General features: G+C 55.1%; 18 protein-coding genes and 1 other RNA gene. 15 read left to right on the forward strand and 4 right to left on the reverse strand.

The window, feature by feature from the left end:
* Positions 1–17 precede the first annotated feature (17 nt).
* The 3 genes from ACOOFE_RS01950 to tkt form a co-directional block, all read right to left on the reverse strand.
* Positions 18–641 (reverse strand): LysE family translocator, encoded by a 624-nt coding sequence (locus ACOOFE_RS01950; RefSeq protein WP_141184861.1) that lies wholly within the window; start codon positions 639–641, stop codon positions 18–20.
* 100 nt (positions 642–741) lie between these two features.
* Complete coding sequence (gene gap / locus ACOOFE_RS01955) at positions 742–1,752, reverse strand: type I glyceraldehyde-3-phosphate dehydrogenase (RefSeq protein WP_420413415.1); 1,011 nt, start codon at positions 1,750–1,752, stop codon at positions 742–744.
* A 139-nt stretch (positions 1,753–1,891) separates the two neighbouring features.
* Positions 1,892–3,880, reverse strand: a complete 1,989-nt coding sequence (gene tkt, locus ACOOFE_RS01960; protein WP_420413416.1) for a transketolase — start codon at positions 3,878–3,880, stop codon at positions 1,892–1,894.
* A gap of 447 nt (positions 3,881–4,327) precedes the next feature.
* Between tkt and ACOOFE_RS01965 the strand changes: the two genes are divergently transcribed.
* From ACOOFE_RS01965 to ACOOFE_RS02000, 8 genes are all read left to right on the forward strand, one after another.
* Entirely contained in the window at positions 4,328–4,606 is a 279-nt protein-coding gene (locus ACOOFE_RS01965; RefSeq protein ID WP_168206290.1) for a DUF4164 domain-containing protein, read from the forward strand.
* Positions 4,607–4,612: 6 nt separating this feature from the next.
* A complete protein-coding gene (locus ACOOFE_RS01970; protein ID WP_420413417.1) occupies positions 4,613–4,990 on the forward strand; it encodes a cell division protein ZapA in 378 nt (125 codons plus the stop codon).
* 88 nt (positions 4,991–5,078) lie between these two features.
* Positions 5,079–5,233: non-coding RNA, 6S RNA (gene ssrS / locus ACOOFE_RS01975), on the forward strand.
* 56 nt (positions 5,234–5,289) lie between these two features.
* Complete coding sequence (locus ACOOFE_RS01980; protein ID WP_420413418.1) at positions 5,290–5,868, forward strand: 5-formyltetrahydrofolate cyclo-ligase; 579 nt, start codon at positions 5,290–5,292, stop codon at positions 5,866–5,868.
* A 39-nt stretch (positions 5,869–5,907) separates the two neighbouring features.
* Positions 5,908–6,735, forward strand: coding sequence for a TIGR00282 family metallophosphoesterase (locus ACOOFE_RS01985; protein WP_420413419.1), 828 nt, complete (start codon positions 5,908–5,910; stop codon positions 6,733–6,735).
* Between the two features lie 105 nt (positions 6,736–6,840).
* Positions 6,841–7,587 carry a YebC/PmpR family DNA-binding transcriptional regulator gene (locus tag ACOOFE_RS01990; RefSeq protein ID WP_420413420.1) on the forward strand — a complete coding sequence of 249 codons (747 nt, stop codon included), beginning with the start codon at positions 6,841–6,843 and terminating at the stop codon, positions 7,585–7,587.
* 61 nt (positions 7,588–7,648) lie between these two features.
* Positions 7,649–7,948 carry a MazG-like family protein gene (locus tag ACOOFE_RS01995; RefSeq protein WP_420413421.1) on the forward strand — a complete coding sequence of 100 codons (300 nt, stop codon included), beginning with the start codon at positions 7,649–7,651 and terminating at the stop codon, positions 7,946–7,948.
* Positions 7,949–8,047: 99 nt separating this feature from the next.
* Positions 8,048–8,272 carry a hexameric tyrosine-coordinated heme protein gene (locus ACOOFE_RS02000; protein ID WP_420413422.1) on the forward strand — a complete coding sequence of 75 codons (225 nt, stop codon included), beginning with the start codon at positions 8,048–8,050 and terminating at the stop codon, positions 8,270–8,272.
* Positions 8,273–8,283: 11 nt separating this feature from the next.
* Here the strand turns inward: ACOOFE_RS02000 and ACOOFE_RS02005 are convergent, their stop codons facing one another.
* Positions 8,284–9,048: a sulfite exporter TauE/SafE family protein gene (locus tag ACOOFE_RS02005; protein ID WP_420413423.1), complete on the reverse strand. Its 765-nt coding sequence runs from the start codon at positions 9,046–9,048 to the stop codon at positions 8,284–8,286.
* An 83-nt stretch (positions 9,049–9,131) separates the two neighbouring features.
* Here ACOOFE_RS02005 and ruvC point away from each other — a divergent pair, with 83 nt between their 5' ends.
* The 7 genes from ruvC to tolQ all read left to right on the forward strand — a co-directional run bounded on the left by ruvC (position 9,132) and on the right by tolQ (position 15,278).
* Positions 9,132–9,647 (forward strand): crossover junction endodeoxyribonuclease RuvC, encoded by a 516-nt coding sequence (gene ruvC, locus ACOOFE_RS02010; RefSeq protein ID WP_141184872.1) that lies wholly within the window; start codon positions 9,132–9,134, stop codon positions 9,645–9,647.
* Positions 9,644–10,261, forward strand: a complete 618-nt coding sequence (ruvA, locus tag ACOOFE_RS02015; RefSeq protein ID WP_420413424.1) for a Holliday junction branch migration protein RuvA — start codon at positions 9,644–9,646, stop codon at positions 10,259–10,261. Before ruvC ends, ruvA begins: the two co-directional genes overlap by 4 nt.
* The gene (locus ACOOFE_RS02020) at positions 10,258–10,503 is read left to right on the forward strand and encodes an endonuclease (protein WP_141184874.1); all 246 of its coding nucleotides are present in this window, start codon (positions 10,258–10,260) and stop codon (positions 10,501–10,503) included. Before ruvA ends, ACOOFE_RS02020 begins: the two co-directional genes overlap by 4 nt.
* The gene (gene ruvB, locus ACOOFE_RS02025; protein WP_420413425.1) at positions 10,493–11,533 is read left to right on the forward strand and encodes a Holliday junction branch migration DNA helicase RuvB; all 1,041 of its coding nucleotides are present in this window, start codon (positions 10,493–10,495) and stop codon (positions 11,531–11,533) included. Before ACOOFE_RS02020 ends, ruvB begins: the two co-directional genes overlap by 11 nt.
* A 115-nt stretch (positions 11,534–11,648) precedes the next feature.
* The gene (locus ACOOFE_RS02030) at positions 11,649–13,760 is read left to right on the forward strand and encodes a methyl-accepting chemotaxis protein (RefSeq protein WP_420413426.1); all 2,112 of its coding nucleotides are present in this window, start codon (positions 11,649–11,651) and stop codon (positions 13,758–13,760) included.
* Between the two features lie 78 nt (positions 13,761–13,838).
* Positions 13,839–14,300: a tol-pal system-associated acyl-CoA thioesterase gene (gene ybgC / locus ACOOFE_RS02035; protein ID WP_420413427.1), complete on the forward strand. Its 462-nt coding sequence runs from the start codon at positions 13,839–13,841 to the stop codon at positions 14,298–14,300.
* A 270-nt stretch (positions 14,301–14,570) separates the two neighbouring features.
* On the forward strand, positions 14,571–15,278 hold the full coding sequence (gene tolQ / locus ACOOFE_RS02040; RefSeq protein WP_141184877.1) for a protein TolQ: 708 nt from the start codon (positions 14,571–14,573) through the stop codon (positions 15,276–15,278).
* Positions 15,279–15,280: the final 2 nt, after the last annotated feature.

The following is a 15,280-nucleotide window of genomic DNA, read 5'->3' on the forward strand; positions in this document are numbered from 1 at the left end:
GATTTCCACCTAATTGGTTAGGGGCGAGACGTATTGGTGGTGACAGCAATACCGATCCCGAACAGGGTCAAAAGGATGCCGAAAGAGCGTTCCATCCAAAGTTTCGCGCGGGTGAACTGCTGGCGTACCGGTGGAAGCGTGAAAAAGAAGGTGACGAGCACAAACCAAAGGAACACGCCGCTCGCCATGATCACGCCATAGCCGATCTGGGTCCAAAGTGGGGTCTCAGGGGAGGTCACCTGCAGGAAGACACTGAGCGCGAACATTGTGGCCTTAGGATTGGTCACATTGGTGAAGAAGCCCCAGCGCAGCGCCTTAAGCGGCGGCATGCCTGCAAGATTGCTGTCAGCCGGCATTTCCCGGGACGCCGTCCGGTACATGGTCACGCCAAGGAAGATCAGATAGGCGGCGCCAATCAGCTTCAGCGCATTAAATAGGAAAATCGACTGCGACACGATCAAACCGATGCCGGCAAGCGCGTAGGTGACATGGACCCCAAGGGCTAGGCCAATCCCAAGTGCGGTCATGATGCCGGCAAGCCGGCCGCCGATCAGGGCGTTGCGGAGAACCACGGCGAAATCCGGGCCTGGAACAATGGCGACCACGATGGTCAGGGAAATGACGGTAAAAAGCTCGAGCAAACGTGCCCCCTAAAGCTGTTGCAGACAAATGAAAGGCGGATGCAGGTGTGCCGCATCCGCCTGTCGTTCATGAAGGATGGGTGTCCATCCCTATCATCATTTAGATCAGCTTTGCCATAGCAATGGCGGTGTCGGCCATGCGGTTGGAGAAGCCCCACTCGTTGTCATACCAGGACAGGACGGAAACCATCGTGCCTTCCATGACCTTGGTCTGATCCATGTGGAAGATGGAAGAATGCGGATCGTGGTTGAAGTCGATCGAAACGTTCTTGGCTTCGGTGTAGCCGAGAACACCTTTGAGAGCTCCGTCCGCAGCTGCCTTGATCGCAGCGTTGATTTCCTCAACGGTGGTTTCGCGCTTGGCGATAAACTTCAAATCAACGACGGACACGTTCGGGGTTGGCACGCGCATCGCGAACCCGTCCAGTTTGCCGTTCAGGTCCGGCAGCACCAGGCCAACAGCTTTCGCGGCGCCAGTTGACGTCGGGATCATGGACATGGCTGCCGCACGGCCGCGGTACAGATCCTTGTGCATGGTGTCCAGTGTCGGCTGATCGCCCGTGTAGGAGTGGATCGTGGTCATCATGCCCTTGTCGATGCCAACTGCATCATTAAGGACCTTGGCGACCGGGGACAGGCAGTTGGTGGTGCAGGACGCGTTGGAAACAACAAAGTCTTCTGCAGTCAGCGTGTCGTGGTTGACGCCGTAAACGATAGTTTTGTCAGCGCCGGCCGCCGGTGCGGAAACCAGAACCCGCTTGGCGCCTGCATCCAGATGCGCAGAAGCTTTTTCTTTGCTGTTGAAGATGCCGGTGCACTCCATGGCAACGTCAACACCGAGTTCGCCCCACGGCAGTTCTTTCGGGTCGCGGATCGCGGTTACTTTGATCGGCGTGCCACCATCGATGGAAATTGTTTCTCCGTCGACGGAAACGGTTGCCGGAAACTTGCCGTGTACCGAATCGTAACGCAGCAGGTGTGCATTGGTTTCAACCGGGCCGAGGTCGTTGATGCCGACAACTTCAATGTCGGTGCGTCCGGATTCGACGATGGCACGCAGGACATTGCGGCCGATGCGGCCGAAACCGTTGATTGCTACCTTCGTTACCATACTTTTCTCCCGCATTGTGGCGCCAGGGGAGGCCTGGCGCGATAAAAAGGCTACTGCATTTAATCGATTTAGTTAAAAAATAATAGTCCAAAACCCGGCGGAAATCGTAGGAAACGATGCCGCCGGGAAATTCGATGAATTAAGCGCCGAGTTTTTCTTTCGCTGCGGCAACAACAACATCCTTGGTGATGCCGAAGTGCTCGTAGAGTTCTTTATATGGCGCGCTGGCGCCAAACCCGGTCATGCCGACAAAATGGCCATCATTGCCAATGAAGCGGTCCCATCCCATACGGATACCCGCCTCTACCGCGATCTTTACCGGGCTGGAGCCGATGACAGCATCCTGATAGTCAGCGGACTGGGCCTCGAACAGTTCAAAGCTCGGTACAGAGACGACACGTGCCGCAATACCTACTTCAGTCAGTTCTTTATGGGCCTCAACTGCGATTTCAACTTCAGACCCAGACGCAAAGATTGTGACCGCGGCATCGTCTTCACTTTCGATCAGAACATAGGCGCCATTGGCACATAGGTTCTTCTCTTCGTAGGATTTGCGCTGGGCCGGAAGGTTCTGGCGGGTGAGAGCCAGAACAGACGGGGCATCCTTGCTTTCCAGCGACAGCTGCCAGCACTCGAGTGTCTCGGTGACATCGGCCGGGCGGAAGAAGGTCAGGTTCGGAATCGCACGCAGCGCTGCAAAATGTTCGACCGGCTGGTGGGTCGGGCCATCTTCGCCAAGACCGATGGAATCGTGGGTCATCACATGAATGACACGCTGGTTCATCAGGGCGGCAAGGCGGATAGACGGACGGCAGTAATCAGAGAAGATCAGGAAGCCGCCGGAATAAGGGATGAGCCCGCCGTGCAGCGCCATGCCGTTCATGGCAGCTGCCATGCCGTGTTCGCGAATGCCGTAGTGAATGTAGCGGCCAGAGAAATCGTCCGGGGTCACCGGCAAAGTCTGCGCCGTCTTGGTGTTGTTGGAACCGGTCAAGTCGGCGGAGCCGCCGATGGTTTCCGGGATGACTTCGTTCAAGACACCCAGAACCGCTTCCGAAGCCTTACGGGTTGCCATCGTCGGCAGGTCTTCGGAAAGTTGTTTTTTGTAATCCAGAACAGCCTGTTTCAGGCCTGACGGCAGATCGCCTCGGTTCCGGCGGTCAAATTCGGCACGCTGTTCTGCGTCTGCATCATTGAAGCGCTTCTGCCAGTCTTTATGAGCCTGCGCGGAGCGCAGGCCGGCGATGCGCCAGGCATCGAGAATGTCGCTCGGAACTTCGAACGGCTCATGCGGCCAGTTCAGCGAATCGCGGGTACCGGTGATTTCTTCAGCGCCAAGCGGTGCGCCGTGAACCTTTGCTGTGCCAGCCTTTGTCGGAGCGCCAAAACCGATGGTGGTTTTGGCCGCGATCATGGTCGGCTTGTCGCTTTCCTGCGCCTGGCGGATTGCGGAGGCAATGGCATCGGGGTCGTGACCATCAATGCTGATGGTGTTCCAGCCGGAAGCTTCGAAACGGGCAATCTGATTGGTCGAGTCGGTGATGCTGACAGCGCCATCGATGGAGATGCCGTTGTCGTCCCAGATCACGATCAGCTTGTTCAGCTTCAGATGACCTGCCATCGACAAGGCTTCCTGGCTGATGCCTTCCATCAGGCAGCCGTCGCCCGCAAGGACATAGGTGAAGTGATTGACGAGGTCTTTGCCGAAACGCTCCTCTTGGAGGCGCTCTGCGATTGCCATGCCGACTGCGTTGCCGAGGCCCTGACCCAGCGGGCCGGTGGTTGTTTCGATGCCGGCGCCATGACCGTATTCCGGGTGGCCGGCAGTTTTTGCGTCCAGCTGGCGGAAGTTCTGCAACTCTTCAATTGGGAAGTCTTCATAGCCGAGCAAATAAAGCAGGCTATAAAGCAGCATGGATCCGTGACCGGCGGACAGGACAAAACGGTCGCGGTCGGCCCAGTTCGGGGCGGTCGGATCGAATTTCAGAAATTCAGTGAACAGGACTGTGGCGATATCGGCCGCGCCCATTGGCAGTCCCGGGTGTCCGGATTTGGCCTTTTCCACGGCATCAATGGCAAGGAAGCGGATTGCATTTGCCATGCGCTGGTGTTTTTCAAGATCGCTCATCTTTGTCCCGTCGCTTGCGTTAGTGCTCCTGGCGCCAGCGTGGACCGTCCGGCGCGGAGAATGGTGTGGTGCGTTGCTTTAAAAAGATAACTGTCGTCAGTTTCGATCAGGCGCCAGACAAATATCAGGAACCGGCAGCGAGTCAATAAAGCGCTGACAGGGTTGTGAGGGAATAAATTCCGCATTCAGGGGTTATTGAATTGAGGAAATTAACAATGGTCCCATTGACGGAAAGAATATGCTGCACCTAATCTCGACATCCGGTAACAGATTTACCTTTTTTGATTTGTCAGGTTGCCAAGGAAAGCGAGAAACCCGCAAGTTGTTTGCGGGCGCATCATTTTTTGTGCGAAATAGCTATGCTGAATGTTGCTCTCTTCAAGGGGCTGGGTTCAGCCGCCACGACGGGGAATTGGGGTAACGCTTTATATGGCGGATGTCGATTGCATGGAAAAGACCAGCCTGGCCGATGCCGTAAAGCGCCTTGAAAATGCCTTAGGTCAACTGGAAACTGCGGTTCAACGCCGTTTGGATTCGGATCGCTCTCTCAATTCTTTGCAAGATGATTTGCAACGGATGGGTGAGGATCGCTCCCAACTGGCTGCCACTTTGGATGAGAGCGAGGCGAAAGCCTCACGTCTGGAAGAGGCAAACAAGGATGTATCCCGCCGTCTGGTTACGGCGATGGAAACGATCCGCAGCGTTTTGGATGCACACGGAGGCTGATGGCACTTGGCCCAGATTAGCGTGACCATAAATGGCAAGTCGTTCCGGATGGCTTGCGACGATGGTGAAGAGCAGCGCCTGGAAGGCCTTGCGGCCCGTTTCGATGGCTGGATCGGTGAGCTGAAATCGGCATTTGGTGAAATCGGCGATCAACGCCTCACCGTGATGGCCGGGATCATGGCAACCGATCAGCTTTCCGAGCTGGAGCGGAAGGTTGCGCGCCTGGAGCAGGAACTGGCAGCCGCCAAAGACCAAGAGGCGGCGGCCGTGAACAACATGAGCCAGCACGAGGAAGATCTTTCCAGGGCGGTGAATACAGCCGCGGCACGGATTGAAAGCCTTGCTGAGGGCCTGAACAAAAGCCTGCGCAGCAATTCTGATTGACGGCGGCTTTTAAACATGTCCCCGTTTCGTTTGGGAACAAGAATATGCCGCTCTGGTAATTGCGCGGCGTTGTCTCTATATGCGGTAATCGTGGCTGCCCGATTTGTCAGGATATTTATCCCCGGGGCCTTACGCATTCCTTAGGGAGCTGTCCCTGCGCTGGGCCGTGGTCCGTTGCATACGGCGCCCACCTACTTTGTAGGTTCTCCGGGATTGCAGATCCAACGGTCGGGCGGCTACGCTGCTTGAGGACGCTGCCTCAAGCCGGGTCACGCAAAAACACATGACATAAGACACCGATGACGACCCAGACTTCCCTCGCTCACGAAAAAAATCAGCTCCGAAAAGAGGCTCTTGCACGCCGCAAGGCCATGCCGGAAGTTGATCGGATCGAAAAAAGCCTGGCGCTTGCCGAGCATGTTTCCGGCCTGCCGATATCTCCTGGAACTGTGGTTGCAGGATTTTGGCCAATCCGGGATGAAATTGACCCACGCCCGCTGATGGATCAATTACGTCAGGCGGGCCATCCCTTGTGCCTGCCCGTAGTCGCCGAGCCGCACCTGAAGTTCCGGAGGCTTGAACGTGGCGCTGAAATGGAGCCGGCTGGGTTCGGCACCATGGCGCCAGGTCCTGAAGCTGAAGAGCTGCGGCCTGACGTTTTGCTGATGCCGCTGGCGGGTTTTGACAAACACGGCAACCGCATCGGATATGGAAAAGGCCATTACGATACTGCGATTGCTGCGTTGGAGAAGGCCGGGCCGGTGGTGTGCATTGGCCTTGCTTTTGGCGTTCAAGAAGTTGACCTTGTCCCGGCCGAAGGACATGACAAGCCCTTGGCAGGCATTTTAACGGAAGACGGATACAGATCCTTCCGGTAAACCGGGGCCAGATTTGAAGTAGGCGTTCTGCGAGGTTTTATGCGTATTCTTTTTCTGGGGGATTTGGTCGGCCGGGTCGGCCGCACGGCGGTCATTGAACAGCTGCCGGGCCTGGTCGAAGAACAGCAGCTGGATTTCGTGATTGTGAATGGCGAGAATTCCGCCTCCGGGTTCGGGATTACCGAAGCGATCTTGCAGGACGTTCTGGATGCAGGTGCAGATGTCGTCACCACGGGCAATCATGTCTGGGACCAGCGCGACACGCTGGTTTACATCGAACGGCAGGACCGGTTGCTGCGCCCGGTGAACTATCCGAAAGGTACTCCGGGGCGTGGCGCGCATCTTTATACCGCCCGAAATGGTGCCCAGGTGATGGTCGCCAACGTCATGGGCCGGGTCTATATGGACGCGCTCGACGACCCGTTTGCGGCGATGGACAAGGTGGTCAATGACTGTCCGCTTGGTCAGGTGGCGGACGCCATCATCGTGGATGTTCATGCAGAAGCGACCAGCGAAAAACAGGCCATGGGCCATTTTCTTGATGGCCGGGTGAGCCTTGTGGTTGGCACGCACACGCATGTGCCGACGGCCGATCATCAGATCCTGGAAAATGGTACGGCATACCTGTCAGATGCTGGTATGTGCGGCGCCTATGACAGTGTGCTGGGCATGGACAAGGAAGAGCCGGTCAATCGCTTCCAGCGTAAGATCCCTGGCTCAAGGTTTACGCCAGCAACGGGCCCAGCCACCATATGCGGCGTTGCGATTGAGACCGATGACCGCACCGGACTGGCGGAAAAAGTTGGCCCGCTCAGAATTGGCGGGCGTCTGGAGCCAGTGCTGCCGTCCTTTTGGACAGCTGATTGAGAGGTATCAATCTCCGCAATTTCCGGAACTGGATTTTCAGCGTCAACTTGCCTATAAGCGGGCGAGTTTTCTAAAAAGCAATCCGACTGAGAGCCGAGAAGAGCCATGGCAGGCCATTCAAAATTCAAGAACATCATGCACCGCAAGGGACGTCAGGATGCCGTCCGCTCCAAGATGTTCTCCAAACTGTCCAAGGAAATCACCGTCGCCGCAAAGATGGGCGACCCGGATCCAGATTCCAATCCGCGTCTGCGTTTGGCGGTCAATAACGCCAAAGCCCAGTCCATGCCGAAGGACAACATCCAGCGGGCGATCAACAAATCCCAGGCCGGTGATGCGGAAACCTATGACGAGATCCGTTACGAGGGTTATGGTCCGGCAGGTGTCGCTGTTGTTGTTGAAGCCTTGACCGACAACCGTAACCGGTCCGCATCCAACATCCGGTCCTATTTCACAAAATGTGGCGGATCTCTGGGCGAAACCGGCTCGGTGTCATTTATGTTCGACCGGGTTGGCGAGATCATCTACAAGCCGGAAGCTGGCGAAGCCGATGCCGTTTTGGAAGCGGCCATTGAAGCGGGTGCTGAAGACGTGCAGTCCGATGAAAACGGTCACACGATCTACACAGCCTTTGAAGATCTGAACGATGTCGGCAAGGCGCTTGAAGACGCGCTCGGTGAAGCCGACTCCACCAAGATCATCTGGAAGCCGCAGAACCTGACACCGGTTGATGCGGACAAGGCCCAGACGCTGATGAAACTGATCGACATGCTGGAAGATGATGATGACGTTCAAAACGTCTACACCAACTTCGATGTTGATGACGAGACGATGGCGCAGCTGGCGTCTTAAGCTGACAAAACGTTTGTTGATCAACCCCGGCCCGGCCGGGGTTTTTCTTTTGGGAAACGCAATGCGCGAAATCTACGAACTCACCCAACTTGACGGCAAGTCTCTTCAAGAACGGACGTTGAAACTGTCCGAAGAGGCCGGCGAACTGGCCCAAGCTGTTTTGACAGTTACCAAAGCGCCCGGCAGCACCTACAAAAACCATTCCTTGGCAGATGTTCGCGAGGAAGCCGCAGATGCTGCAATTGTCGCGCTTAGTATTCTGGCACAAACCTGTTCGTCTGAAGCTGAGTTTTCAGCGGAATTGGACCGGTTGATAGGCGCTAAGTGCGCCAAATGGAAATCTGTGCTCTCGCAGGATTGATTGAAATTCCATTCGTCCGGCGATGCTCTGTACCAAAATCGATTGTCATCTGCTTCCCGAGTGTGAACTATCAACTGGACACGAATGGGGAGAAAACAGATGTCTTGGTTGCCGACATTGCTGACAGATACACCAGAAGATGGTTATGAGCTTGCCATCAAGCTCTCGCGCATGGCGGTCAAAAAAACTCAGCCTGATGACGCGGCGCGAGAAAAAATGCGCAGCGACTATGCGTTTAACGCCGACAGCCTGACGAGTGTCTCTCAAGTCGTTGCGACCAATTTTCAAACCATTGCCCAAGCCAACAATTATTGGCGCGATTGAGCTGTATGCTTTTACGGCCGGAAGACCGGATCAAGCGCAGGAAGGCTTGTGAGAGCTGCGAGAGCAATCAACAAATTTGCGATCCAGCGGTAGAGGCGCTGATCAGCGTTTTTGAATGCTTTGGAGCCTAGAAACAGCGAAATCCCATAGGCCGGAACCGCGATAACAAGCAGGCGGCCGACTTCGAGCGTGAAAAACCCGTTCAGGATGTAAGCGATGAAGGTGCCGATGCTTGCCAGCGGAAAAAACAAGATAAGGTTTGCCCGGATAACCTCAGCACTATGATTGCTGGACAGCCAGAAGGCTGCGACTGGCGGCGCTGAAACTTGAGAAACACCGCCAAGAACACCGGAGACCGCTCCGACACCAAAGGAGACGGGTCTTGTCGGTTGTCGCTGATACCGCCAGCCGGAAACAACAAGCGCCAGCATCGCGATGACGACAAAGCTGATGATCCAGCGCAACGCGAGTACATCCATGTTGGCGAGCATCCAGGCACCTGCATGCACAAAGATCACCGACCCAAAGACGGCCGGTAGAACCGTTGACCAGTCACACAGGCGGATGGCGCGTCTCACCAGAGGCAGAGAAACGATGCTGTCAATGAACAGGAAGGTTGCTGCCGCAGTAGATGGCAGCATGACGCTGGCAGCGACAGGCATGAAAATCATGCCGGCGCCAAATCCGGCGAACCCGCGGATATAACCGGCGATGAACAAAATGCCCGCCAAAAAAAGCAGCAAGTCTGGAGAGTAGGACGCAAAGATATCGAACATACGGGCTCGCAAATTGCAGGAGTTTGTTGGTAAGCAGCGCTTTCACTGGCGTCAATGGGCAAGTTTTGTTACCGATTTGTTCCATGACACATGCGATTCGATTGCTGGGGATTGATCCCGGCCTGCGACGGACCGGATGGGGCATGATTGAGGCTTCGGGAAACCGGCTGTCTTTCATCGCTTCCGGGACTGTGACGTCGGACAATAAAAAGAGCCTCGCAGAACGGCTCGTTCAGTTGCACGACGGGTTAAGCGAGGTGGTGCGCCAGCATGATCCAGCGGAAGCGGCAGTCGAGCACACCTTCGTCAACAAGGATGCCGGCGCGACTCTTAAGTTGGGACAGGCGCGTGGTATTGCGCTTCTGGTGCCGTCGCTCGCTGGATTGTCGGTTGCTGAATACGCACCGAACCTGGTCAAGAAAACGGTGGTCGGGACGGGGCACGCGGAAAAGGAACAGATCCGGGCCATGGTCAAGGTTTTGATGCCGCGTGCGACCTTTAATTCTGACGATGCGGCTGACGCCTTGGCGATTGCGATCTGTCATGCGCAGCACCGGGCGAGCAGCGCCGCCAAACTTGCAGCTTTGGGGGCGGCATGATCGGGAAACTCAAAGGGACCGTCGACAGCTATGGCGAGGATCATGTGATCCTGGATGTTCATGGGGTTGGATATCAGGTTCATTGCCCCTCGCGTATTTTGCAAGGTCTGCCGCGGGCTGGTGAAGCCGCCGTTCTTTTCATCGAAACCATCGTTCGCGAAGACATGATCCGCCTTTATGGATTTGGCCATGAATCTGAACGCGAATGGTTCCGGATCTTGATGACCGTTCAGGGTGTGGGAGCCAAGGTGGCGTTGGCGATCCTTGGCATTTTGAAAGCCAGTGAAGTTGCCAATGCAATTGCGTTGAACGACAAGGCGACGATTTCGCGCGCGCCGGGCGTTGGAAAACGTGTTGCAGAACGGATAATGACGGAGTTGAAAGACAAGGCACCCAGCCTTGCCAGCGTTGATCAGGACACCATTGCCGTCTCGCAAAACGTGGCGGACAATGTTGCCTCGCGTCCCGTTGCCGAAGCAGTGTCGGCTCTGACCAATCTCGGTTATGGCCAGCCGCAAGCAAGCGCGGCTGTTGCCAAAGCCATGCAATCTGCCGGCGAAGATGCAACGACCGAAACCTTGATCCGCTTGGGTCTGAAGGAGCTGGCAGGATGATAGCCTTTACCTACGCCGTGATTGCGGTTGTCTTTGTCGTGCTTGGAATCGGCGGAATCATGTATCTGGATCACCGGTTTTCCCTGACTGTCGGCGACCGGCCGTTTGCGATCAAAGGGCGCCGGATTGAATCTGACGATCCATTCGTCGTTCGCCAGTTCAAGAAGTTCTATGCGCTTCGCGTGGCCTATTCGTTGTTCTTGCTTGTGATGCTGTTTGTGGTGGTCTCCCATGTCGGATGAATCGCGGATCGTTACTCCGGAAATCCGGGGAGACGAAATCGACAGCACCATGCGCCCGCAGGCGCTGGATGATTTTGTTGGACAGGCACAGGCCCGCGCCAATCTGAAAGTCTTCATCGGCGCAGCCAAAGCGCGCGGTGAAGCTCTCGACCACGTTCTTTTTGTCGGGCCTCCCGGACTTGGCAAAACCACGCTCGCTCAGATCATGGCGCGTGAGCTTGGGGTGAATTTTCGGGCAACGTCCGGTCCTGTGATTGCAAAAGCCGGCGATCTGGCCGCGCTTTTGACAAATCTGGAAGAGCGCGACGTTCTTTTCATTGATGAAATCCACCGGTTAAACCCCGCCGTTGAAGAAGTGCTCTACCCGGCGATGGAGGACTATCAGCTTGATCTGATCATTGGTGAAGGGCCGGCGGCGCGTTCCGTAAAGATCGATCTGGCGAAATTCACGCTTGTCGCGGCAACCACCCGGCTTGGGCTTTTGACGACGCCGCTACGCGACCGCTTTGGCATTCCCGTCCGCTTGGAGTTTTATACGGTCCCGGAACTGGAACATATCGTCAAACGCGGCGCATCGATCCTTGGCATTGGAATAGCCGAAGACGGCGCGCATGAGATTGCAAAACGTTCCCGTGGAACGCCCCGGATCGCCGGACGTTTGTTGCGCCGTGTCCGGGATTTTGCCGTGTTCGAAGGCGTCGAAAAAGTTGACCGGACCCTTGCTGATAAAGCGCTCCGCCAGCTGGAAGTTGATGGTGCGGGGCTCGACAGCCTAGACCGCCGCTATCTCAATCAGATCGCCGTCAATTTTGGTGGTGGACCGGTAGGGATCGAGACCATTGCCGCTGCGCTTTCGGAGCCGCGCGATGCGATTGAAGAAATTGTGGAACCTTATCTCATTCAAAACGGATTCTTACAGCGGACACCGCGGGGGCGAATCCTCACACCAACTGCATTTGAGCATCTCGGGCTTGCTGCCCCGCCACGTACGGATGGACCGCAAATGGGACTTTTCATGGATTCGGATTAAGTGAATCCTAATGAAACCTTACAGGGCTTTAGCAATTTTACTGATCTCAATTATAACTAGTTAACCTTTAGTTGGCGTTTTGCCCCTAGTTTGCTCGGAACTCCTGGGGGGAACTATGCGTAAGCGTTTATCTTCAAAACTTGCACTGATGTTTTTGGCCGGCGCAATGGTGATGTGTGTCGCTATTGTTGTTGTCACATCCACGATTTCCCGTGATGTCGCTAATGGTCAGGCCGACAGTGCTCTTAAAAGTGCGACCAATGCGAAGCTGAAAGTCTTGGACCTAGCACTGGGTCAGGTTACTGACAGCGCCAAATTCTTCTCTACTCTTGAAGAAGCAAAAGACGGCCTGATGAAGACGCTGGTCGGCTGGAAAAACCTGAAGGAAAACCAGACTGCGATCCTTCGGAAAATGTTCGTTGAGGACAATCCGCACCCAGAACACGAGCGCCATCTGCTGCATGAACCATCAGAGTCGAATTACTACGTAAACAATCACAAAGTGATTCATCCGGCCTTTCAGGAGCTTATCGCTCAAGGATTGTTCTCCGATGTCGCGCTCGCAAATCCAGACGGCTTCATCACCTACTCCTATAACAAGGGTCCGGAATTCGCGTATCACTATGATGCTGCTGAAATTAGTGGGCATCCGGTTCAAACGGCTTTAAAGCCCTTGTTCGCAAAGTTACCGGATGAATCTTTGGAGTCTGGCCAGATCTTCACTTCTGGTTTTGTGACTATGGATAATGGTCAGGTTTCTCTCGTGCTTGCAGCGCCGGTTTTCTATCTCGACCGGTTCTTTGGTGCGATTGCATTCTCTGCGAATATGGAAAACCTTGCCGGTCTCTTGAACGAACCAACAGGCCTGGCTGAGAGCGAACAAATCTTCCTCATTGATGCCGTGAATCAACTCGTCAGCTTTGATGAGATGGGTAAGGTAAATGAGGTTCATACGGCCGAAAGTGCCGCTCAAGACGGCCTCACCATGGAATTCCACGGCGAAGGTTACCGTTATGCCGAAGCCAAAAGCGCATACGGCAACACCTCTTATGGGGTGGTCGATGCTGTGCGCCAAACCGAGCTTTCGGCCGCTGCAGATCGAATCACCTACGGTGCTGTTATCTCCGGTATTTTGTGCCTGCTGCCGGTTGTCGGTTTGATTTGGTGGATCACCGGTCGGATGTTTGCACCGCTGGAGCGTTTGTCAGGAACAGCCCGCAAGATTGCAGACGGCGATCTTGAAGTTGGTGTTGAAGCGACCGAACGCCAGGACGAAATTGGCCGCATGGCGCGATGCATTGAGATTTTCAAAGAAAACTCGATCGAACGCGAACGCCTTTCTGAAGAGCGGAAAGTTGGTCATATCGCCCGCGCTGAACGCGAGCAAAAGATTGATGATCTAATCAACGACTTCCGGACCGAATCCCAATCGGTTCTGGAGCTCGTGGAAACCAACATCATCCGAGTGGAAGAATTGTCCGCCGCTTTGAGCACCCGGTCTTCATCGGCTGCTGATCAAGGGCAGACCGCGGTCACGTCTTCTGAAAATGCGTCTTCAAATGTTCAGGCGGTGGCGTCTGCGACTGAAGAACTGAATGCATCAATTTCGGAGATTTCACGTCAGGTCGAAACGACCGCGACGATCGTTGAGCAGACGACCGTTGCAGCTCAGAGCTCAAACTCCAAGATTTCTGGTCTTGCGGAAGCGGCCAACAAGATCGGCGATGTTGTCTCGTTGATTTCCGAAATTGCAGAACAGACCAATCTGCTTGCGCTTAACGCTACGATCGAAGCGGCGCGGGCAGGGGATGCTGGCAAAGGATTTGCGGTTGTTGCCTCTGAGGTGAAATCTTTGGCTGGTCAGACCGCCAAGGCAACGGAGGAAATCTCCGCTCAGATCGCTGCAATCCAGGCGTCCACAACAGACGCGGTTGAAGAGATTGCTCGCGTGTCTGAATCTGTTGAAGAGGTCAATTCTTATACCGGAACGATCTCAGATGCGGTTCAACAGCAAGGTGCTGCTACAAATGAGATTTCCCGGAACGTGGCTGAGGCTGCCGATGGAACCCGAAGTGTTGCATCCACCGTTGTGTCCCTCAACCAGGGTGTTGCAGAAAACTCAGAGGCGGTTGGCGACATGTTGAATGCGACCATCGAAATGAAGCAGCAGGCCGATCGCCTGCGGGGCTCAGTCGAAAAATTCCTGAGCGAGGTTGCGGCTGCATAACGCCGCACCTAGGTAAGACCTGCTGGGCTTTCCGGTTTTCTGACCGGGAAGCCCTTTTCGATTTTAGGAGTATGCAAAGTGAGCGATTGGCCGGATCTTGCAGGGCGCTTGGATGACAGTGGTCATGTTCTGCCGGTGCGGGTCTATTATGAAGACACCGATTTTACCGGGATCGTCTATCATGGTGCTTATGTCCGGTTCTTTGAGCGGGCAAGGTCCGATTTTCTCCGCTTGATCGGCATTCATCATAGCGAATTGGCAGAGGGGGGCGATGGCCTTTCGCTGGCATTTGCCGTCCGCACAATGACGCTCGATTTCCAAAAGCCTGCGAAAATCGATGATGTTCTGGAGGTCCGAACCAGTCTTGCCGACTACAAAGGAGCCCGGATCAAGCTGGATCAGCTAATTTATCGCGGAGAGGACCTTTTGGTGTCTGCGGCTGTTACAGTTGCCGTAATTTCTTCTGAAGGTAAACCAACACGCCTTCCGACCCCGCTTGCGGATAAACTCGGCCGCCACCGACCCTCAGAGCAGAATTGACCTTCAATACACTGTAATTGTTGGACCAAGAGCGAATTCTGACCGGTTCAGGTAAAATATTACGATCCGGGCCGTCTTGTTAAGCTTGCAGTAACCTTAATTGATTCCTTTAGAAAAGGGGGCATTTGCGCCCCGTTAGTCCCAGTTTTGACAAAATCAAACGTCAGAGAGGCGTAGGCCCGAGGAGCAATCGCTCCCGTGACCGGTGCAATCGGGGCACCGGTTCTCTGAATGCAACATGCATCATGCGGCCGAGAGGTCATCGAGTTAATGGAAACACTAGTCGAAACGACATTGGCGGCGCCTGAGGGCGAGCTTTCTTTTTATGCCTTGTTCTGGCAGGCGCACATCGTGGTGCAGATTGTCATGTTGGGGCTATTGGCCGCATCGGTATGGTGCTGGGCAATCATCGTCGACAAAATCATGCTGTTCGGCAAGACACGGCGCCAAATGAACCGGTTTGAAACCGTGTTCTGGTCCGGGCAATCCTTAGAAGAGCTTTACGGCACTTTGCACAACCGGGTGAACCATTCGATGGCAGCGCTTTTTGTCGCCGCCATGCGCGAATGGAAACGCAGCCACGAAGGCGCCCGGCCTGCCATAGGAAGTTTGCAGCAACGCATCGACCGGGTGATGGACGTCACCATTCAGCGGGAACAGGAGCGTCTGGAAAATCGTTTGCTGATCCTTGCCACTGTCGGGTCTTCAGCCCCGTTTATTGGTCTCTTCGGCACGGTCTGGGGCATCATGACAGCCTTCCAGGCGATCGCCGCTTCAGAAAGCACAAACTTAGCTGTTGTTGCGCCGGGGATTGCGGAAGCTCTGTTTGCGACGGCGCTTGGTCTTTTGGCTGCGATTCCAGCGGTTATTGCCTATAATAAATTCTCCTCCGATGTCGGTCGGACGGTCGCACGGATGGAAGGCTTCGCCGACGAATTCTCCGCGATCTTATCGCGGCAGATCGACGAGAGGGGCTGATC

The sequence above is a fragment of the Roseibium sp. genome (genome assembly GCF_965216085.1).
In the GTDB taxonomy this organism is placed as follows: domain Bacteria; phylum Pseudomonadota; class Alphaproteobacteria; order Rhizobiales; family Stappiaceae; genus Roseibium.

Excerpts from the sequence above, each read along its gene's own strand:
- gap (WP_420413415.1), bottom strand. The coding sequence starts at position 1,752 with ATGGTAACGAAGGTAGCAATCAACGGTTTCGGCCGCATCGGCCGCAAT.
- tkt (WP_420413416.1), bottom strand. The coding sequence starts at position 3,880 with ATGAGCGATCTTGAAAAACACCAGCGCATGGCAAATGCAATCCGCTTC.
- ACOOFE_RS01965 (WP_168206290.1), top strand. The coding sequence starts at position 4,328 with ATGGAAAAGACCAGCCTGGCCGATGCCGTAAAGCGCCTTGAAAATGCC.
- ACOOFE_RS01980 (WP_420413418.1), top strand. The coding sequence starts at position 5,290 with ATGACGACCCAGACTTCCCTCGCTCACGAAAAAAATCAGCTCCGAAAA.
- ACOOFE_RS01985 (WP_420413419.1), top strand. The coding sequence starts at position 5,908 with ATGCGTATTCTTTTTCTGGGGGATTTGGTCGGCCGGGTCGGCCGCACG.
- ACOOFE_RS01990 (WP_420413420.1), top strand. The coding sequence starts at position 6,841 with ATGGCAGGCCATTCAAAATTCAAGAACATCATGCACCGCAAGGGACGT.
- ACOOFE_RS01995 (WP_420413421.1), top strand. The coding sequence starts at position 7,649 with ATGCGCGAAATCTACGAACTCACCCAACTTGACGGCAAGTCTCTTCAA.
- ACOOFE_RS02000 (WP_420413422.1), top strand. The coding sequence starts at position 8,048 with ATGTCTTGGTTGCCGACATTGCTGACAGATACACCAGAAGATGGTTAT.
- ACOOFE_RS02005 (WP_420413423.1), bottom strand. The coding sequence starts at position 9,048 with ATGTTCGATATCTTTGCGTCCTACTCTCCAGACTTGCTGCTTTTTTTG.
- ruvC (WP_141184872.1), top strand. The coding sequence starts at position 9,132 with ATGACACATGCGATTCGATTGCTGGGGATTGATCCCGGCCTGCGACGG.
- ruvA (WP_420413424.1), top strand. The coding sequence starts at position 9,644 with ATGATCGGGAAACTCAAAGGGACCGTCGACAGCTATGGCGAGGATCAT.
- ACOOFE_RS02020 (WP_141184874.1), top strand. The coding sequence starts at position 10,258 with ATGATAGCCTTTACCTACGCCGTGATTGCGGTTGTCTTTGTCGTGCTT.
- ruvB (WP_420413425.1), top strand. The coding sequence starts at position 10,493 with ATGTCGGATGAATCGCGGATCGTTACTCCGGAAATCCGGGGAGACGAA.
- ACOOFE_RS02030 (WP_420413426.1), top strand. The coding sequence starts at position 11,649 with ATGCGTAAGCGTTTATCTTCAAAACTTGCACTGATGTTTTTGGCCGGC.
- tolQ (WP_141184877.1), top strand. The coding sequence starts at position 14,571 with ATGGAAACACTAGTCGAAACGACATTGGCGGCGCCTGAGGGCGAGCTT.